This window comes from Polynucleobacter necessarius (assembly GCF_900095195.1).
GTDB classification, from domain to species: domain Bacteria; phylum Pseudomonadota; class Gammaproteobacteria; order Burkholderiales; family Burkholderiaceae; genus Polynucleobacter; species Polynucleobacter necessarius_G.
Genome location: NZ_LT606950.1, coordinates 1,255,327 through 1,275,401, shown reverse-complemented (window position 1 = coordinate 1,275,401; position 20,075 = coordinate 1,255,327). Strand labels below are relative to the sequence as shown.

General features: G+C 44.4%; 17 protein-coding genes and 1 pseudogene. 7 read left to right on the top strand and 11 right to left on the bottom strand.

Features of this window, described 5'->3' with window-relative positions:
• Positions 1 to 7 precede the first annotated feature (7 nt).
• The 3 genes from BQ1619_RS08750 to BQ1619_RS09320 all read right to left on the bottom strand — a co-directional run bounded on the left by BQ1619_RS08750 (position 8) and on the right by BQ1619_RS09320 (position 1,848).
• Positions 8 to 172: a hypothetical protein gene (locus BQ1619_RS08750; protein ID WP_162784624.1), complete on the bottom strand. Its 165-nt coding sequence runs from the start codon at positions 170 to 172 to the stop codon at positions 8 to 10.
• 519 nt (positions 173 to 691) lie between these two features.
• Positions 692 to 1,315, bottom strand: coding sequence for a response regulator transcription factor (locus tag BQ1619_RS07080; protein ID WP_114663101.1), 624 nt, complete (start codon positions 1,313 to 1,315; stop codon positions 692 to 694).
• Positions 1,315 to 1,848: a hypothetical protein gene (locus BQ1619_RS09320; RefSeq protein ID WP_197711908.1), complete on the bottom strand. Its 534-nt coding sequence runs from the start codon at positions 1,846 to 1,848 to the stop codon at positions 1,315 to 1,317. The genes BQ1619_RS07080 and BQ1619_RS09320 overlap by 1 nt, the downstream gene beginning before the upstream one ends.
• Before the next feature lie 628 nt (positions 1,849 to 2,476).
• On the opposite strand from BQ1619_RS09320, the gene BQ1619_RS07070 reads away from it, so the two are divergent.
• Together BQ1619_RS07070 and groL are read left to right on the top strand one after the other, a co-directional pair.
• A complete protein-coding gene (locus BQ1619_RS07070; protein WP_114663099.1) occupies positions 2,477 to 2,767 on the top strand; it encodes a co-chaperone GroES in 291 nt (96 codons plus the stop codon).
• Between the two features lie 28 nt (positions 2,768 to 2,795).
• Positions 2,796 to 4,439 (top strand): chaperonin GroEL, encoded by a 1,644-nt coding sequence (gene groL, locus BQ1619_RS07065; protein WP_114663097.1) that lies wholly within the window; start codon positions 2,796 to 2,798, stop codon positions 4,437 to 4,439.
• 268 nt (positions 4,440 to 4,707) lie between these two features.
• Here the strand turns inward: groL and BQ1619_RS07055 are convergent, their stop codons facing one another.
• Positions 4,708 to 5,400 carry a Bug family tripartite tricarboxylate transporter substrate binding protein gene (locus tag BQ1619_RS07055; RefSeq protein ID WP_162784622.1) on the bottom strand — a complete coding sequence of 231 codons (693 nt, stop codon included), beginning with the start codon at positions 5,398 to 5,400 and terminating at the stop codon, positions 4,708 to 4,710.
• Between the two features lie 163 nt (positions 5,401 to 5,563).
• Positions 5,564 to 7,813 (bottom strand): tetratricopeptide repeat protein, encoded by a 2,250-nt coding sequence (locus BQ1619_RS07050; protein ID WP_114663073.1) that lies wholly within the window; start codon positions 7,811 to 7,813, stop codon positions 5,564 to 5,566.
• 276 nt (positions 7,814 to 8,089) lie between these two features.
• On the opposite strand from BQ1619_RS07050, the gene BQ1619_RS07045 reads away from it, so the two are divergent.
• Positions 8,090 to 8,815, top strand: a complete 726-nt coding sequence (locus BQ1619_RS07045; protein ID WP_114663071.1) for an O-linked N-acetylglucosamine transferase family protein — start codon at positions 8,090 to 8,092, stop codon at positions 8,813 to 8,815.
• Positions 8,816 to 8,866: 51 nt separating this feature from the next.
• Complete coding sequence (locus tag BQ1619_RS07040; RefSeq protein WP_114663069.1) at positions 8,867 to 9,511, top strand: O-linked N-acetylglucosamine transferase family protein; 645 nt, start codon at positions 8,867 to 8,869, stop codon at positions 9,509 to 9,511.
• 60 nt (positions 9,512 to 9,571) lie between these two features.
• On the opposite strand, the gene BQ1619_RS07035 is transcribed toward BQ1619_RS07040, so the two are convergent.
• Genes BQ1619_RS07035 through BQ1619_RS07025 form a run of 3 tightly spaced genes read right to left on the bottom strand, consistent with a single transcriptional unit; the run spans position 9,572 to position 12,483 of the window.
• Positions 9,572 to 10,939, bottom strand: coding sequence for an NAD(P)(+) transhydrogenase (Re/Si-specific) subunit beta (locus BQ1619_RS07035; RefSeq protein ID WP_114663067.1), 1,368 nt, complete (start codon positions 10,937 to 10,939; stop codon positions 9,572 to 9,574).
• 41 nt (positions 10,940 to 10,980) lie between these two features.
• Complete coding sequence (locus tag BQ1619_RS07030) at positions 10,981 to 11,319, bottom strand: proton-translocating transhydrogenase family protein (protein WP_114663065.1); 339 nt, start codon at positions 11,317 to 11,319, stop codon at positions 10,981 to 10,983.
• 33 nt (positions 11,320 to 11,352) lie between these two features.
• Positions 11,353 to 12,483 carry a Re/Si-specific NAD(P)(+) transhydrogenase subunit alpha gene (locus BQ1619_RS07025; protein WP_114663063.1) on the bottom strand — a complete coding sequence of 377 codons (1,131 nt, stop codon included), beginning with the start codon at positions 12,481 to 12,483 and terminating at the stop codon, positions 11,353 to 11,355.
• Between the two features lie 174 nt (positions 12,484 to 12,657).
• Here BQ1619_RS07025 and mnmA point away from each other — a divergent pair, with 174 nt between their 5' ends.
• Complete coding sequence (gene mnmA, locus BQ1619_RS07020; RefSeq protein WP_114663060.1) at positions 12,658 to 13,770, top strand: tRNA 2-thiouridine(34) synthase MnmA; 1,113 nt, start codon at positions 12,658 to 12,660, stop codon at positions 13,768 to 13,770.
• A 5-nt stretch (positions 13,771 to 13,775) separates the two neighbouring features.
• On the opposite strand, the pseudogene BQ1619_RS07015 reads toward mnmA, so the two are convergent.
• A pseudogene (locus BQ1619_RS07015) lies at positions 13,776 to 14,394 on the bottom strand (glutathione S-transferase N-terminal domain-containing protein).
• A gap of 100 nt (positions 14,395 to 14,494) precedes the next feature.
• On the opposite strand from BQ1619_RS07015, the gene purB reads away from it, so the two are divergent.
• Entirely contained in the window at positions 14,495 to 15,874 is a 1,380-nt protein-coding gene (purB, locus tag BQ1619_RS07010; protein WP_114663058.1) for an adenylosuccinate lyase, read from the top strand.
• Positions 15,871 to 17,226, top strand: coding sequence for a 3-deoxy-D-manno-octulosonic acid transferase (locus BQ1619_RS07005; RefSeq protein WP_114663056.1), 1,356 nt, complete (start codon positions 15,871 to 15,873; stop codon positions 17,224 to 17,226). Before purB ends, BQ1619_RS07005 begins: the two co-directional genes overlap by 4 nt.
• 54 nt (positions 17,227 to 17,280) lie before the next feature.
• On the opposite strand, the gene secF is transcribed toward BQ1619_RS07005, so the two are convergent.
• Positions 17,281 to 18,201, bottom strand: coding sequence for a protein translocase subunit SecF (secF, locus tag BQ1619_RS07000; protein ID WP_114663055.1), 921 nt, complete (start codon positions 18,199 to 18,201; stop codon positions 17,281 to 17,283).
• A 3-nt stretch (positions 18,202 to 18,204) separates the two neighbouring features.
• Positions 18,205 to 20,064: a protein translocase subunit SecD gene (secD, locus tag BQ1619_RS06995; protein WP_114663054.1), complete on the bottom strand. Its 1,860-nt coding sequence runs from the start codon at positions 20,062 to 20,064 to the stop codon at positions 18,205 to 18,207.
• Between the last annotated feature and the right edge of the window lie 11 nt (positions 20,065 to 20,075).

The window sequence follows — 20,075 nt, the reverse complement described above, 5'->3', positions numbered from 1 at the left end:
CATCCATTTAGTTGTCAATATCGATGGCAAAGATCTGGCGTGATTCAATGGGGTCAAGATTATTGAAGAAATGATCAAGCACTCGATGAAGAGGCGCATCTTCATGTGAAATAAGCCAGCGGTAGGCAAATGGCTCTCGGTTATAAAGTCCAGGATCATTCACCTCCTTCATTAGTAATTGGTTAGGGTTGCTCGATTGGTGTTCTTGTTGCTTAGATGCTAGGGGGGATTTTCGTGTCCCCGATCAAAATAAGCCACGGTATTGGGTAAGAGTTCTTTATTTGAGCTATTTTGTTTGGTAACAATAGCATCATGTCCCCAGAAAATCGCCTCCGATAAAGAACCAAATCGGAGATATTCATCATTTATGGTGGGTGGGTCGATGATGAAATCGACCTGACCACTTGATAGGTGATCTAGACCCTCCTGTTCAGTTTTTCGCCACTTGGGTCGAAACTCTTGTTGGGTGAAATCCCCTAATTTCTGTAATAGTAAATAAAAGACTCCAGGAGATGCTTCATAAGGTTTGTTGTCAAGATACGGAGCATATTTTCATGAATACTAAAATGCACTACTGGGTGGGCGTCGATCCATCTTTGCTCTGCAGGACTTAAGGGCGAGACATGCAATACCCCGCTAAATAAAAAGCCTTAGATAGTAATCATGTGGGCAATGAACCGACGCATGCTTTTTAGCTCTCGATAATGTTGTTCATGCGGCAGAACAAAATTAAATCTGCAATATTATTAATGCCCAGCTTATCAAATACCCGCGTCTTATATGTGGCAACGGTTTTATTGCTGATATGTAGCATGTCTGAGATCTGCTGATTAGTGTTGCCCTTGCCGAGATATTTCATGACCTGTAATTCGCGGTCAGAGATTAATGCAAGCTTGTCATTGTCTGTTAATGAACTATTGCCGTTCTTACCGTGAGTGAAAAAGTTATAGCCTTGAGAGATGGCAACGCAGGCGGCTGATATGACATCAGCCCCCGCAGTTTTATTAACAAAACCGTGACCTCCTAGTGAGCGAACCCTTCCGCCATAAACCGCTTCATCCATGTTGGACAAAATTAACATTCGAATTTCCGGATACAGGTGTCCAATTCTTCGAATGACATCAAAGCCATCTGTCTTTGGCATATCGAGGTCCAAGATAACCGTATTTTGATTCACCTCTTTAATGGATCGCAAGCATTCCTCGCCATTTTGGGCTTGACCAACGACTTCAAACATGAGTTGCTCTTGCAACATACTTTTGAGTGCCATCAGCATGGCCGGATGATCATCTACCAACATCACACGTTTTCTCATTACTTGTCTCCATTTTGGTTTAGGTTTTGATGGTGGTGCAGCGAAAAAATTGCTTTTGCGATTCGACTGTCGTTAATGTGAAGCATTTGATGGCGGCTAATAGGCGCCATCATGGCGCTGCCATAGCAATGATCTATTTGCCATACAGATAGATTCTCTAAATCCTTAACAAGTCCTGCTTTACTCGCGTAAAGCTGTGTTTGGGTGTACAACGAGCGTCGAATATTTTTGAATAGTTCATGCGAGAGAGTTTGATTACGAAGTTGAGGCATATTGAAATGAATGCCTTCCATCTCCAACTCTTGAATCCAATGTAGCTGCTCTGGATCTCCTGTGTAGTTCATGAAATGTAGCAATACGCCGAGGCGGCGCATGCGTAACAAACCTTCCTTACAAGAGTCAGCAAGATTCGATTCAGGAAGTGTCTGCATGCCAAGTGCCACTAATCCCACAGGTAAACGTGAATTGAGGATGAGATCACTCAGGGCGTCGATATAGTCACTCGAGGCGATTGCATGCGTTGGCATAGGCAAAATGCCAGGAATATAACGACCGCTGCGGTACCAGCAGGAAAATAGTATCGAGCCCCTCCATGAATAGGCGTAGTAATTGCCAATCCGATGCATTGAGAAGGGGTCTGAATAGTGATCCAGTCAGTTTTGTTCCTTTGCAATTAAAAATGGGTTCATGACAAATAGCCTGTCGTTTTGACCAGGTTTGGTGTTCTTCAAGAGCCTGGCTACTTAGGCCAAGCCAAGGGGGCGCCACAGGCATCATGTACTTCTTGGAAGGGTTTGTTCTTCCATGCCTTTACAAGCGTGTACAGCCGGGATTTCTGGCTCATCAGCATTCTCCAATCGGTGACTGTCCAGTCTAGGCAGGTCGGATTGGAGCGGTAAGGGCTTAAGACTGATTTATCTGTAGGAAATGACCTACTAGCTCCTCCAAAATATAGATAGGGGCCAAATCCTTAAATAATTTATGGAGATCGACCCTTGAAATACTTGGAACCAGACCTATATAATCAGAACTCCCAATGCGCGAGTGCTAAAATAGGCCTTTTGATACAAATCCCTGATAGTTTTGCGCATGAGAGATCACAAAGCATTGATTTATATAGTTTTTTAATTAGTTAACACTTACTAACATAGGAGAAGAGAGATGAATTTGCGTCCTTTACATGATCGCGTAATCATCAAGCGTTTGGATCAAGAATCAAAAACTGCATCCGGAATCATCATTCCTGACGCTGCCGCGGAGAAGCCTGATCAAGGTGAAATTCTGGCAGTTGGACCAGGCAAGCGTGATGAGGCCGGCAAGTTAAATGCACTCGATGTCAAAGTAGGCGATCGTGTGTTGTTTGGCAAATATGCTGGCCAAACAGTCAAAGTGGATAACGAAGAACTCATCGTGATGCGTGAAGACGACATCATGGCTGTTGTTCAGAAGTAATTTTGGAATTTAAGAGAGGAATTAAATCATGGCAGCAAAAGACGTTGTATTTGGAGATAACGCCCGCACCAAGATGGTTGAAGGTGTCAATATTCTTGCAAACGCAGTAAGAACCACTCTGGGCCCCAAAGGTCGCAATGTTGTAATTGAGCGTTCGTTTGGCGGTCCAACCGTTACAAAAGACGGCGTGTCAGTTGCAAAAGAAATTGAACTCAAAGACAAGCTTCAAAACATGGGCGCTCAGATGGTTAAGGAAGTTGCTTCCAAAACTGCTGACATCGCTGGTGACGGTACGACTACTGCAACCGTATTGGCGCAATCGATTGTGCGTGAGGGTATGAAGTATGTTGTGTCAGGCCACAACCCAATGGATTTGAAGCGCGGTATCGATAAAGCGGTAACTGCTGCTATTGAAGAGCTGAAAAAGATCAGCAAGCCTTGCACCACTACTAAAGAAATTGCTCAGGTCGGTTCCATCTCCGCTAATAGTGACCACAGCATTGGTCAGCGTATCGCGGAAGCAATGGAAAAAGTGGGTAAAGAGGGCGTGATTACTGTTGAAGACGGTAAATCATTGGAAGATGAGCTTGAAGTCGTTGAGGGTATGCAGTTTGATCGTGGCTACCTCTCTCCTTATTTCATTAATCAACCTGAAAAACAAGTTGCTGTACTGGATAACCCATTCGTACTCTTGTTTGATAAGAAGATTGCCAATATTCGTGATTTGCTGCCAGTACTTGAGCAGGTTGCAAAATCTGGTCGCCCATTATTGATTATTGCTGAGGATGTTGAAGGCGAAGCATTGGCAACATTGGTGGTTAATAACATTCGCGGCATTATCAAAACCTGTGCAGTGAAGGCTCCAGGCTTTGGCGATCGTCGTAAAGCCATGTTAGAGGATATCGCGATTTTGGCCGGCGGCACCGTGATCGCTGAAGAAATTGGCCTGACTTTAGAGAAAACCACTCTTGAGCACTTAGGTCAAGCTAGGCGCATTGAAGTAGGCAAAGAAAATACCATCATTATTGATGGTGCTGGTGACGCTAAGGCAATTGAAGCTCGTGTGAAGAACATTCGTGTTCAGATCGAAGAAGTAACTAGCGACTACGATAAAGAAAAACTACAAGAGCGCGTTGCTAAGTTGGCAGGCGGTGTTGCAGTCATTCGTGTTGGTGCTGCTACTGAAGTCGAAATGAAAGAGAAGAAAGCACGCGTCGATGATGCGTTGCATGCAACTCGTGCTGCTGTTGAAGAAGGTATTGTTCCTGGCGGTGGCGTAGCACTGATTCGTGCAATGCAAGGTATCAAGGGCTTGAAAGGTGATAACGCTGATCAAGACGCTGGTATCAGCATCGTATTGCGCGCTATGCAAGAGCCGCTTCGTGCGATCGTTAGCAACGCTGGTGAAGATGCTGGTGTTGTGGTTAATGCCGTTCAAGAAAGCAAAGGCAATAGTGGCTACAACGCTGCTTCTGGTGAGTATGGCGACCTCGTAGCACAAGGCGTTATTGACCCAACCAAAGTAACGAAGACCGCTTTGGTAAATGCAGTTTCTGTTGCTGGCTTGTTGTTAACCACTGATTGTGCAATCTCCGAGGCACCAAAAGAAGAATCTGCTGGTGGTGGTATGCCAGACATGGGTGGCATGGGCGGCATGGGCGGCATGATGTAATAGTTGCCTATGGTCTCTTGACCGTAGAAACAAAAACGCCCGGTTATGAAAGCCGGGCGTTTTTTATTGTCAAAATGATATCTAATTCAGACGCTAATCCGGTTGAATCCCTCCATCTTTGATAACTTTTTTCATGTTTACTAACCCCTGTGTGATCATCTCCTTAAGATGGCTAGGTCCTAGAGGTACAAATTCAAAGCCCTGTTGAATGAGTTGTTCCCGTAACTTTTGGTCTTTGAGCGCTAAATTTAGCGAATCGTTGAGTTTTTCAATCACAGCTGGGGGTGTTTTCCTTTGGGCGCCAATAAAGCCCCCATGTGGAAAATTCATAACCTTTGACGCTTTCATTGATGGTCGGTGTATTGGGCAACAAAGGAGATCGAGTTTTACTTGCCACACCTAGTACTTTCAATTTACCAGCACGAATATGCGGTAGCACTACAGATAATGCGCTAATCATTACAGGCACTTGGCCGGCCATCACATTAGTCACTGCTGCTGCGGCACCGCGATAGGGGATATGCACAATTGGTGCGCCAGTGTATTGACGGAATATTTCCATGCCGATGTGTTGTGGTGATCCATTGCCACCAGAGGTGTAATCAATCTCGCCGGGTTTTTCTTTAGCAATGCGCACGAGGTCTGCAGCGGTATTTCTAGGGAAAGATGGGTTGGCAACCATGACAAATGTAATCGCAGCCACCTCGGAAATTGGCGTAAAACTTTGAACGGGATCGTAGTCAATTTTTTTGTAGAGATTTGGCAACATTGTAAGAATGCTGTCATTAAATGCACCCAGCACATAACCATCGGGAGAACTTTGAGCAACCTTCGCTGTACCAATTAGTCCCGCTCCACCGGGAATATTTTCAATCGTGATGGCTTGACCAAGACTTTCACCCATCTTCTGCACAATCGGTCGCATCAAAATATCTACACCACTACCCGCTTGGAGCGGCATAATGGTTTGAATGGAACGATTGGGATAGTTTGTTTGTGCGCCTAGATTTCCTGGGTTGAATATCAAAAAACAAAGAACTATTATGTGTTTCACATCAAAAAACAAAGAACTATTATGTGTTTCACAAATGTTGTCTCCAATTAATAGTATTTTTTATCCCCATTCAAGTGTTTGGGTATGCATCTGGCCTACATTTTTTAAGCAAGAATTTCTCCAAATATGAAATGGGCTCTAGGTCATCGTAGAGGCATTTCTGATTATTGCGAATCTTCTGTTGTATGTTATTCCGAAATTGGTCATTAGTGGCTAACTTGATAGCAAGATCAATGTAGGATTCTTCTGAGTCAACAATGAGATCTTGTAGGCCAATGCGCTTGAGTATGCCGCTAGCTAATCTACCTCTCATAAATTTACCTTCTCTAGTGACAATGGGTAAATTACAGTCAATAGCTTGAATGGCGGTATTGAAGCCTGAGAAGCCTATGGTGTCTAGGAATACATGAGCCTTTGACATTAAACCATAGAACTGATCTGGACTTAGCCAGGGTGCAAAAACAATAAAGTCTTCAATAGAGAGACCCTCTTCTGAAAATGCATTACTTAAACGTTGAACCAATATGCTGGTCCAGGTTTTTTGCTGAGCAAAAAAAACAAATTTGCAGCACACCATTCTTTTAGCAATTTTTGCCAATACCCAGTCAAATTCAGGTGCATATTTAAAATATGCACCTGGGCATAAAAATATTGCTTCGTCTTCGTTTAGACCTAAGGCATTTAAATCAATGGTGGTAGGTTTGATCGGTAATTTTTTATAGGCACACCCAAGATTTGGAAGCTTGATTAATTCTTCAGTATAAAAATTTTCGCTGTTATCAGGTTCAAACAATTCTGCTGAGAGATAGTAGTCGATTGTTTTTAAGCCAGTTGTCTCGGGATGTCCCCAACTGGCCATCTGAATAGGGGCCAATCTCAAGGCTGCTAATTGAGTTGTCATTGGGTGCATACCGATCTCTGGATAAATAAGTACCTCGATATTATTTTCCAGCACACGTTTTGTCCAATCAGCTAGAGAAAATTGATTATCTATGACGGCTGTTAATCGATATCTGCTTTCTTCTATTTTGATATCGCTAGGGTCACCTAGATTAAAGATTTTTATATTAAATAAATTGCTATCAAGGTTATTGATCCACCCACTTGTAATAGCATTCCAAACTGAGTAGTTATTTTTTTGATTGCTAACAAATATTCCAATATTAATTTTGGAGCTAATTTCAATATTTCGAGTCTGAACATTCTTCTCCTGCCAAGGCCTCATTACTTTATTAACAACGGCCCCATATTTTTCTAAAAGTTCTTTGTTGTTGAGCTCTTGGTATGCGAGTAAAAATGGAAGATTTGTTTTAACTGCCTCAAAAGTCTCTTCGTTTTGATGATCATCCAGCCAATTTTCTAAATCGTTGAGGGCATTAGAAAATTGAGATCTTAAGTTTTCTAAGTTTTCTTTTTTTTTGAACATAAAGGGTATGTGCGTCAAGGGTATCGCCCAACGCGCTTGGCTGAAATCCGGATTTATTGCAAGACTATTGCAATAGTCTCTATATGCATCCTCATTTTGAGACAGCTCTAGGAGGGTGTTTGCTCGATTAAAGTACGCATCCAAAAAACGGGGGTTCAGATTTATTGCCTGATTATAGTAATTTAAAGCATTTTCTAATTTTTTCTGTTCGCGGAGAGCATTTCCAAGATTTGAATACGCAACGGAGAAGTTCGGATCAATTTTGATGGCATGCTCATAACTAGTAATTGCCTCAGTAGTGCGCATCAATCGCTGTTGTAGCACGCCACGATTGTTATATGTTTCAGCATCATAAACACCAAGTCTAATCAGCTGATCATAGCTGGCGATAGCCTCCTCAAAGCGATTGAGTTGCTGAAGAACATTACCTCGATTGAAGTAAGCTTCAGAATATTGATTGTTAGCATTAATAGCTGCGTCATAGCTTGCAATAGCTTCTTCAAATCGATTGAGTTGCTGAAGAACATTACCTCGATTGAAGCAAGCTTGCGCATAACTACTACAGGCCTGAATAGCAGCATTGAAGCTTTCAATCGCATCATGAGGTCGATTAAGTTGCTCAAGGATAAGCCCTTGATTATTGAATATTTCAGCTTTATTTTCAGCATATTGAAGAGCAGTATTTCCCAAATCTAGTGCTTCTTGAAAATGCCCCATTTGTGCTTTGAGAACTGAAAGTGGTTTTAAGATGTTGGGGTCATTTGGCGAGAGTTGGAGAGCTTTTTCATAATTAAGGCGAGCACCATCTAAATTATTCTGATGGTGTAGCCCAAGACCTCTTTCCATTAAATTGGCAACTACGCGTTGTATTTGGGCGTGATCTGTATTGGTCATTTATTAGGTAAATCAGTGCTATCAAAAAGGCATATTTTCTATAAGCATGATGAATTATGGCACTTTGTTGATTGCGTGTGACTTGCTCGCTCTTGTCTCTCAGTAATCAGCACTTTTAATTAATGGTCAATATCATTGTCATCTTGGATATAAAGTTATCGTATGTACTTAAATATTCAAGACCTTCTTTAAAAAGCTATTGAAGATTTTCAGAATGGAAATCATGCTGAGGCTAGTAGTATTCTTAAGCAGATCTTACAAGTTGATCCTAATAACTTGCCAGCGCTCCATATTCTCGGATTAATTAAAGCTTCTCGGGCTGACTACAAAGAGGCTGCAATCCTATTAGGAATGGCCGCCAAGATGAGCCCAGAAGATCCATCCATTCACTACAATTTCGCTAAAGCATTAATGGATTGTGGATCGGTCGAGGATTCAATTCGCCATCATATGAAGGCGGTTGAACTTATGCCTAATAATCCTCAGCCATGGCTTAATTATGGCGAAGCACAGTCTACCCTAGGGCGTCATAAACTTGCCCTTGAGCTATATCTGGGGAATATTTCTAGGCGGGAAAGAAATAAAAAAAATCGCTTAGGATATTACTCTGCAGATTTCCACAATCATGCTATAGGTTATTTGATTGCGGAACTCTTTGAGTTGCATGATAGAAATAGATTTGAACTATTTGGTTTTTCTTTTGGCCCAGCTCGCTGTGATGGTACGCGAAAACGTTTAGTTGAGGCGTTTGATCGATTTATTGAGGTTGATGATTTTTCTGACCTTGAAGTGGCAAAAATGAGCAGAGAGCTAGCAATTGATATTGCAATTGATTTGAATGGATTCACAAGAGGTGTAAGAGCTGAAATCTTTTCATATGGAGCTGCGCCAATTCAGGTGAATTATCTTGGCTATCCTGGAACAATGGGTGCCAGCTATATGGATTACATTATTGCGGATAAAACATTGATCCCATTCGATTTTCGGAGTCACTACTACTGAAAAAGTAGTGTTTTTACAAACTCTTATCAAGCGAATGATCGAAAGAGGGTTATTTCAGAGAGGCAATTTACAGGACGTGAGTTAGGTTTTCCGGAAAACGGCTTCATTTTTTATTGTTTCAATAATAACTTTAAGGTATTGCCCTCAACATTTTCATCATGTATGAGGATATTAAAAGCGGTGGAGGGGAGTGCTCTTTGGCTTTTGCAAGATAATTTATCGGCAGTAAATAATCTTCGAAGAGAAGATGCACTTGCTGGTATTGATCCAGACAGACTAATTTTCGCTGAACGCATGTCGCTGGCTGATCACTTGGCGCGTCATAAATATGACGACTTATTTCTTGATACTCTTCCATACAATGCCTACACGACTACTAGCGATGCTCTTTGGGCTGGCTTACCTGTATTGACTGTTGCTGGAAAATCGTTTGCTAGCCGAGTTTCGGCAAGCTTGCTAAGCGCAGTTGGATTGTCTGAATTAGTGATGCTCAATCAATCCGAGTTTGAATCCTACGCTATTGCTTTGGCGCATGATCCCCACAAATTAGATGCTGTTAAAGAAAAATTATTGCAAAACAGACCAAGCCAACCGCTTTTTGATACCCTGGTTTTTACTAAAAATTTAGAGGCAGCATACGAAAAAATGTATGCAATATATCAAGATTGGCTACCCCCAGAGATGATCGAAATATAAGTAATTCTTATTTTCTGGCTCTGGGGATGGATTTCAAAACATGAAGAGGCTCTTGGATTATTACTCTACAGCTTTGACCATATCTTCCACGACCTTCTTCGCATCGCCGAAGACCATCATGGTTTTATCCATATAGAAGAGTTCGTTATCTAAGCCAGCATAGCCAGCTGCCATCGAGCGCTTGTTGACAATGATCGTTTTTGCTTTAAAGGCTTCCAAAATAGGCATGCCAAAAATAGGGCTGCCAGGCGTACGGGCGGCCGGATTAACCACATCATTTGCGCCCAAAATAAGTACTACATCAGCTTGTCCAAAGTCGCTGTTGATATCTTCCATTTCAAATACTTGATCGTATGGAACCTCGGCCTCTGCTAGCAATACGTTCATATGCCCAGGCATGCGACCTGCTACTGGGTGAATTGCATATTTCACGGTAACACCATGATGAGTTAGTTTTTCGGTCAATTCTTTAAGGGCATGCTGAGCGCGTGCTACTGCAAGACCGTAACCTGGAACGATGATTACAGTGTCAGCATTCTCCATTAAGAAGGCTGCATCTTCAGGGGAGCCTGTTTTGTAGTTCTTAGGGCCGCCATCATCGCCACCACCAGCGGTAGCTTCAGCGCCAAAGCCGCCAAGCAATACCGCAAGAATGGAGCGGTTCATGGCCTTACACATGATGTATGAAAGAATCGCGCCAGAGGAACCTACGCAAGCACCAGCAATAATCAAAACGGGGTTATTGAGGGTAAAGCCAATGCCAGCTGCTGCCCATCCTGAATAGCTATTGAGCATCGAAACAACCACCGGCATATCAGCGCCACCGATTGGGATGATTAAAGTGACGCCCAATACCAATGCAATTGCGCACATTGCCAAGAAGGCTGCATGACTATCGACTAGGTAATATGCAATGCCGGCACCAACCATGGATACTGCCAGAATCAGGTTTAATAAATGTTGACCAGAAAAACTTACTGGCTTCCCACTCACTTTTCCAGAGAGTTTTCCGAAAGCAATAACAGAGGCGGTAAAGGTAATTGCTCCGATAAACGCTCCAATAAAGAGTTCAATTTTTTGAGCGCCAGTATGGTCATGCGCGGTATTAAAGACGGCAGCGATCGCAATTAAAACAGCTGATAAACCAACAAAAGAGTGCATCAATGCCACGAGCTCAGGCATCTTCGTCATTTGTACACGCTTAGCCGCTAGGGTACCAATGATGGCGCCACCTATCACCGCAATGGCAATCAGTGAAATGACAGGCTTGAAGTCTGGAATAAAAAAGGTGGTGATGACCGCCAGCAACATACCAATCATGCCAAACGTGTTGCCTTGGCGTGAAGTAGTTGGGGAAGACAAGCCACGCAAAGCGAGGATGAACAGCACCGATGAAACGAGATAGGAAATTGCAGTTATGTTTGACATAGTTTTAGTCTCTTGTGGTCTCTAGCGAGGTTTTGTTCTATTTATTTAGCTGCGTCAGCATTTGCTTTGGGAGCTTTTTTCTTAAACATCTCCAGCATGCGACGTGTCACCATAAAGCCACCAAAAATATTGATAGAGGCTAAGAAAACGGCGATTGCACCAATGACGCTAGTGAGGGTAATTTCATCGCTACCAATCACTTCGGTCTGCAAGAGTGCGCCAACAATAATGATTCCGGAGATAGCGTTTGTCACGGCCATGAGGGGGGTGTGCAATGCAGGTGTAACGTTCCAAACCACATGGTAGCCAACGAAAATGGCTAATATAAACACTGTAATGTTTTGGACAGTGAGGATGCTTTGAAAAGCAGCGAGATCCATGATGTTTCCTTCTTATCCTGTATAGATGTTCTATTAGTTTTTGCGAATAGCTTGACCATCGCGACACATTAAGCAGGCAGTAACAATGTCATCATCATTTGGAATGACTAACTTTGCTTCTTTGTCGATAATGAGTTTCAGAAAGTCAATTAAGTTGCGGGCATAGAGCGCTGAGGCATCTGCCGCAACCATGCTGGCTAAATTAGTGTAGCCAACAATCTTTGCGCCATTTATATCGACGACTTTATCTGCTTGAGTTAATGGACAGTTGCCAGAGCCGTTATCTCCTTTGCCAGCAGCCAAGTCAATCACTACCGAGCCAGGTTTCATATTGGCAACGGTATCGCTATGCAGTAGTACTGGCGGTTTTCGGCCCGGAATTAATGCGGTAGTAATCACAATGTCCGCTTGTTGTGCTCTTTCGGCAATCAGAGCAGCCTGACGCTTCATCCAAGCCTCTGGCATCGGTCTAGCATAGCCGCCAACACCTTGGGCGGTTTTGCGTTCCTCATCGGTTTCATAGGGAACATCAACAAATTTTGCGCCCAATGATTCGATTTGCTCCTTGGCAGCAGGGCGAACATCTGATGCTTCTATAACTGCGCCAAGACGTTTTGCGGTTGCAATAGCCTGTAAGCCAGCAACACCCGCACCAAGAATCAGTACGCGCGCTGCTTTTACAGTTCCTGCCGCTGTCACCAACATCGGCATGAAGCGTTGATATTCATTGGCGGCAACCATGACAGCCTTATAGCCTGCGATGTTTGCTTGAGATGACAGCACATCCATGCTTTGTGCGCGTGTAGTGCGGGGTGCCGTTTCTAGAGAGAAGCCAGTAATGCCTTGTGCTGCCATCGCGGCAATGTTGTCATTGTTAAATGGATCGAGCATGCCAATTAGCACACTGCCAGTTGAGATTTGCTTTAGTTCCGAAGTTTCTGGAGCGCGCACTTTGAGAACGATTTCTGCTCCAAACGCATCGGCCGCGCTACCAATCGATGCGCCAACTGCTTCATAGGCCGAATCGGGTTGACTGGCATTGACGCCAGCACCCTTTTGAACGACAACGGTATGGCCCTGACCAACGAGTTTTTTTACAGTTTCTGGTGTGGCAGCAACTCGGGTTTCTCCAGGTTTAGTTTCCAGTGGCACTCCTATGCGCATGGCATGTCTCCAAAAGCAAAATTTTTAAAAACGTATTTTAGATAAACGAGCCTAAAAGACCCTATTTACTTACCCCCGTAAGCCCATCATGATTTTTGCCTAAATCTCGGTTAAATCGGGCTAACACTTTTACAATGTGGCTTATCAGCTTATATTGAATTCTCGCATTTTTTGATGATCCAGCTCAATTCTTCGGCAATCCCGTCGTCCAACCCCAAGAAAGTCGTTATTGGCATGTCTGGGGGCGTGGATTCGTCGGTTGCCGCTTGGATGCTCAAGGAACAGGGCTACGAGGTTGTGGGCCTGTTTATGAAGAATTGGGAGGATGACGATAACGACGAACACTGCTCTGCCCGACAGGATTGGCTGGATGTCGTGTCGGTTGCTGACTTAATTGGTATTGACGTTGAGGCAGTCAATTTTGCTGCGGAATACCGTGAGCGCGTCTTCGCTGAATTTCTTCGGGAGTATGCGGCTGGAAGAACCCCAAATCCTGATGTGCTGTGCAATACTGAAATTAAATTTAAGGCATTTTTAGATCATGCGATGAGTCTCGGTGCAGATGCGATTGCAACTGGACACTACGCGCGCGCGCGCCATGAAAATGGTAGTGTGCAATTATTAAAGGCGTTGGACGCAAGCAAAGACCAAAGTTATTTCTTGCATCGCTTGACGCAACAACAATTGGCAAATGTTTTATTTCCCTTGGGGGAGATCCCGAAAACAGAGGTACGAAAGATTGCTGAAAAGATTGGGTTGCACAACGCTAAGAAAAAAGACTCCACCGGCATTTGTTTTATTGGTGAACGCCCTTTTCGAGAGTTCTTAAATCGCTATTTACCGCGAGAGCCAGGCCCGATTAAAACGCTCGAGGGCAAAGTGGTGGGGGGGCACATGGGCTTAGCATTTTTTACTCTTGGTCAGCGTAAAGGCATTGGACTAGGCGGCAGTCAAGATGGCACTGGAGACGCTTGGTACGTTGCTCGGAAGGATGTGGCGAACAAGACTCTATATGTTGTCCAAAGCCATGAGCACCCATGGTTATTGGCGAATACGTTTGATGCGATTGATGCAAGTTGGGTTGCCGATTCGGCTCCCGTAAGCGGAAATTACTCTGCGAAGATACGTTATCGTCAAGCGGATTCAGCATGCGGATTCAATCCAGGCAGTGAAATTTCAAAATTTAGTTTGAGTTTTCCGGAGTCACAGTGGGCGGTGACTCCTGGTCAATCTGCTGTTTTATATGACGGAGACGTTTGCTTGGGCGGTGGAATTATTTCCGCCTAAATTATTTATGCAGCAGGTGGTTCAATTTCAATAAACGACGCGCGTTGTAATAATTTTTGATACAAGTGATTTAAATTTGGAAATTATGCTTGCCATTGAATTTCTGGAAAACGAAATAATAAGTAACCAATTGCGCAACCAGCGGCAACATCTGCTAGGGTCATTTGGTTGTCATGACACCATGCATTTTCACCAAGATTTTCTGACATTTGCTCAAGTGCTTTATTGATTGATTTTGCCGATTTGCCTATCTACCCAAGCAGAACTTTGTTCATTCGCAGAGCGCCAGGTACGCTCAAGTCGAGCTAAGATGCCTGCGTCCATTACACCATCGGCTAATGCTTCCCAAGTTTTGACGGAAGCACGTTCCCGGTTATCGGTGGGAATGAGTTTGCTGACCGGGCTCAAGCCGTCGGCATATTCCGCTATGACTCCAGAGTCATAGATGGCCTCGCCATCGTCCGCAATCAGGCACGGCACCTTCCCTAGGGGGTTGGAATTGGCAATTTTTGTGTCTGCAGCCTAGACATTGTCAAGTTCAAGGTCCAGATCGAGCTTCTTTTCCAGGAAAAGAATGCGTACTTTGCGTACATAGGGGCTAGTGAGGGATCCAATGAGTTTCATGGGGCACAGTATAGCTATCAAAACAGGGGTTTGCCAGAGCTAGAACGCATTAAAATCAAGATTTTCTGATACTTAAAACTCCATCGCAAAGGCAATATTCGTGAGTCAGCCGCTTTCTACCCTTAATGCCCTTTCCCCATTAGACGGCCGCTATGCCGGAAAACTCGATGCGCTTCGCCCCTGGTTGTCCGAGGCTGCATTCATGCGCCAACGCGTTTTTGTTGAGATTCATTGGCTCCTGGCATTGGCAGCGGCTGGATTGCCAGATGTGCCAAAAATTAATTCGGCAGATGAAGCTTTTTTACTCTCCATGCCAGAACTATTTTCGGATGCAGATGCACAACGCATCAAGGACATTGAGGCAGTCACCAATCACGATGTCAAGGCTGTGGAATATTTCTTGAAAGAAAAGGTAGCCGGCCGCCCTGATCTACTAAAGGCAAGTGAATTTATCCACTTTGCTTGTACCTCGGAAGACATCAACAATACTTCTCATGGGTTAATGTTGCGTGGCGCACGAGATGAAGTTCTTCTACCTCAACTGCGTAAAGTGCTTGCTACATTAACCGACTTAGCGCTTGAGCACGCCAAGGCGCCATTGTTGTCCCGTACTCATGGCCAACCTGCATCTCCCTCTACCCTTGGAAAAGAGATCGCCAATATTGCTAAGCGTTTAGAGCGGGCAATCGAGGCGATTGCTTCCGTTCCGCTACTTGGCAAAATGAATGGCGCCGTAGGTAATTACAGCGCACACCTATTTGCTTATCCGGATTTTGATTGGGAGAATTTCTCGAAAGATGTCGTCGAAAAGCGCCTAGGCCTAACCTTTAATCCATATACAATTCAGATTGAACCGCACGATGGTATGGCGCAATTATTTGATGCTATCGCGCGTGCAAACACCATTCTTTTGGATATGAATCGTGATTTCTGGGCATACATTTCAGTTGGTTACTTTAAACAGCGCACCAAAGCTGGTGAAATCGGTTCTTCTACCATGCCGCATAAAGTAAATCCAATTGACTTTGAAAACTCGGAAGGCAATCTCGGTGTTGCCAATGCCCTGTTGCGTCACCTTGCTGAGAAGCTGCCAATTTCTCGCTGGCAACGCGATCTGACCGACTCTACGGTATTGCGTAATCTCGGTCCTGCATTTGGTCACAGTGTGCTAGCTTATGACAGCGCCTTACGCGGTCTAGGTAAGCTGAAAGTAAATCATGCTGCTATCGCTGCTGATTTGGACGAGTGCTGGGAAGTTTTGGCTGAACCAGTGCAAACGGTTATGCGCCGGTATGGCATTGAAAATCCTTATGAGCAGTTAAAAGAATTGACGCGCGGAAAAGGTATTAATCAAGCAGATTTACAAAACTTTATTCGTGGCTTGAAGATTCCGGAAGATGCAAAAGCGCGTTTATTGGAAATGACACCATCTTCATACCTAGGTAAGGCGGTTGAATTGACCGAACGTCTCAAAAAGTGAGCGTAACTTCGGGGTCAGAGTACGGGGCGCGCCCTCGGTTCTGGTTTTCTGTTTACCAACTGCTGTGGCATCTGCTATTGCCATTAGCATTTGTGCGTCTTGTTTGGCGTGCCCGCCATTCATTTGCATACTTGCATCACATACCAGAGCGTCTTGGCTTTGGATATGGCAAGCCCCTTACTAAGGGCTCTATTTGGATTCATGCAGTTTCGGTTGGGGAGACGAGCGCAGCACAACCATTGATCGACGCTTATCTTGCGCGTGGTGAATCGATCTTACTTACACATATGACCCTTAATGGGCGTCGTACCGGTAAACAGCTTTTTAATCATGCGATTGCTTTTGGACAAATACGGCAAGTTTATTTGCCCTATGACCTTTGCTGGTCCGTAGAGCATTTTCTAAAAACCTTTAGACCAAAATTCGGGCTTTTTATGGAGACCGAAGCCTGGCCAACAATCGTTTTTCGTTGTGCTGAGATTGACCTGCCCCTCTTCTTAGTAAATGCTCGTTTATCCGAGAGGAGCGCTCGACGTGTGAGTCGCTTTGGAAATGCCGGCCGTGCTTTATTTCAAGCGTTTGCTGGAATCTTGGCACAAACCGAATTTGATGCTAAACGGTATCGTAATTTAGGCGTTGAAAATGTTTTGATTGCTGGCAATCTTAAGTTTGATGTTCCCTTGGATTCGTGTTTAGTTGCTCAAGGCAAAACTTGGCAGCAGGCATTACATGCCCGTAAGCGTCTCATGGTCTGTGCCGCCAGTACGCGTGATGGTGAAGAAGAAATTATCCTGAAGGCATGGAAAGACTTATTGCTCAGCAATACTGTTGAGATTCAACCATTACTATGTATCGTCCCCCGACATCCTGAGCGTTTTACAGAAGTGGCGGATCAGATTCATGGGGCGGGATTCAAATACCGTCGCCGTTCTGAATGGCAAGATGTCCCCAAAGATGATGTCGGGTTAGATGTCATTTTGGGGAATTCGATGGGGGAGATGCCGATGTATTACAGTGCATCGGATCTCGTAATCATGGGCGGAAGTTTATTGCCATTTGGTGGCCAGAATCTGATTGAAGCTTGTGCGGCAGGCTGCCCAGTTCTATTGGGTGAGCATACATACAACTTTCAACAGGCCGCACTTGATGCTGTTGCCGTTGGCGCGGCTAAACGAATCCAGGGTGAGTTATTGTTGGGCGATACAACCGCCTTAATGGAATTTCTGAAAGAATTGCTACTAAACAGTGCAGAGCTATTAAAGATGCATCATGCTGCCGAGAATTACGCCGTTGAACATCAGGGGGCAACCAAGCGAATCTTGGCCGCTCTTGATCAGCAAATTACTGTTTAAGCTTTTTGCCTAAACTCGTGCCCCATATAGTTTGGGTCATCATTACGCGCATTGTCATCTGCCCTTGATTAGATCTTCGCGGGTAACGCCAAGCCACATTGCCAGAGCAGCGGCAACGAAAACGGATGAATAAATACCAAACAAAATACCGATCGTAAGCGCTAGGGCAAAGTAGAACAGGGTTGGACCACCAAAAATCAGCATAGCCAGAACCATCATCTCGGTACTGCCGTGAGTGATTACGGTACGGCTAATAGTGCTGATGATCGCATTATCAATGACTTCGCGGGTATTCATCTTGCGATATTTTTGGAAGTTCTCACGAATACGGTCAAAGATCACCACCGATTCATTGACGGAATAGCCTAAGACAGCCAAAACTGCTGCTAAAACAGAGAGTGAAAATTCCCAATGGAAAAATGCAAAGAAGCCAAGAATGATCACTACGTCATGCAAGTTGGCGATGATGCCGGCAACCGCAAACTTCCACTCAAATCGGAAGGATAGGTAAAGAACAATACCGATGATCACAAAAATCAATGCTTTTAAGCCATCAATGGCGAGTTCTTGACCAACTTGTGGGCCAACAAACTCAACGCGTTGCAATTTGACGCCAGTGCTTACGGGATCAAGAGCTTGCATGACCGCATTGCTTTGGTCGGCAGAGGAAATCAGCTTTCCATCAGCATCTTTTTGGAGTGGAAGGCGGATCATCACATCGCGTGAGCTGCCAAAGTTTTGAATTTGAGTATCGGTATAGCCTAATTTTTCGACTTTTGAGCGGATGGAATCCAATGGTGCAGTTTGAGGATAGGTCACCTCCATGACGGTTCCGCCCGTGAACTCAATCGAAAGATGTAGACCGTTATGCCAAAGAAAGAAAACTGCAGCTAGGAAGGTAATTAATGAGATAGCGTTGAGCACCAATGCATGGCGCATGAACGGAATATCTTTTTTGATCCTAAAAAATTCCATGACTTATTTCTCCTGTGGGCGCCAAACTTGGCCGATTGCCAGTTTCTGTATCTTCTTATGTCTGCCATACCAAAGGTTGACTAGACCGCGAGAGAAAAAGACAGCCGAGAACATGGAAGTCAGAATACCTAAGCAGTGAACCACGGCAAAGCCTTTGATTGGGCCTGAACCAAATGCCAGCAGCGCAAGGCCGGCAATCAGGGTGGTGACGTTAGAGTCAAGAATAGTTGCCCAAGCTTTATCAAAGCCAACCGCAATTGCGGTTTGTGGCGATGAGCCATTACGCAGCTCTTCGCGGATACGCTCATTGATTAACACGTTAGAGTCAATTGCCATACCCAGTGCTAACGCCATCGCAGCAATGCCCGGTAATGTGAGCGTTGCTTGCAACATTGACAGCACTGAAATCAGAAGTAGTAAGTTGACGGCTAATGCCACAACTGAGAAGGTGCCAAACAACAAGTAATAAGCGATCATGAAAATCGAGATTGCTGCAAATCCAATCAATAATGATTTGAAGCCCTTCTCGATATTCTCAGCGCCTAAGCTTGGTCCAATGGTACGTTCCTCAATAATTTCCATGGGCGCTGCCAAAGATCCTGCGCGCAGCAAGAGGGCCAAGTCGTTGGCGCTCTCGGTAGTTGGTTGACCAGTGATTTGAAATTTAGAGCCAAATTCTCCTTGAATCGTGGCGATAGTAAGTACTTCACCCTTACCTTTTTCAAACAAAATCATGCCCATTGGTTTGCCGATATTTTCACGAGTCACTTCTTGCATGACGCGACCACCAGTTGCATCCAAGGAGATATTTACGGCAGGGCGCTGATTTTGATCAAAGCTTGCGCTAGCATCCGTGATTCGGTCACCACTAAAGATGACGGATTTTTTGAGAACACCCAAACGATTTTCACCAAACCGGAAAGTATCCATTCCAGGGGGCGGTGTTTCACCGATGCCAATGGTTGATGCTAGCGGGTCAGCAAGTCGTGATTCAAGAGTAGCAGTACGACCAATAATATCTTTGGCGCGAGCTGTATCTTGTACGCCTGGCAACTGCACCACAATACGCTCCGCACCTTGTTGCTGAATGACAGGCTCTTTTACCGCCAACTCATTGACGCGCTTATTGAGCGTGATGATATTTTGTTTAACTGCATTGTCTTGAATGTCTTTCAATGCTTTTGGCTTAAATTCCCCGATGAGTTTTGTAGAGCTTCCTCCTGCTTTCACTAGCCAAATAAGATCTGGTTGGGAGGCATTTAAAAGCGTACGAGCGACATCCGCTTCATCGGCGTTTCCAAAATTGATCGAAATGGTGTCTGGATTACGATCAATCCCTTGATGACGAATATTTTTATCGCGCAATTGGCTGCGAATATCAGTTGCTAGTGACGTCACTTTTTTCTGTACTGCACCCTTCATATCGACTTGCAATAGGAAGTAGACGCCACCGCGCAAATCCAGCCCTAAAGGCATTGGTAATGCGTTGATTGCATTAAGCCATCCTGGAGTATTGGATAGCAGATTTAATGCTACTGTGTAGTTGGGATCATTCTGATTGATATTCAATTTTTGTTGCAATAAATCACGGGCACACAATTGAATGTCCGTGTTGTTAAAGCGAACTTTGATTGAGCCAACATTGCCAGCGCTCTCAAAAAATACGCCAGTACTGTTGATATCCGAATCGGCGAGAATTTTCTCGACGCGAGACTGCGTTGCCAAATCAACCTTAATGGTTGGTTTGGCAGACGAGACCTGAACCGCTGGTGCTTCACCATAGAAATTTGGTAATGAGTAAAGTCCGCCGATGAGTAAAGCAACGGCGATAACGATGTACTTCCAAAGTGGGTAGCGATTCATATTGAGATACT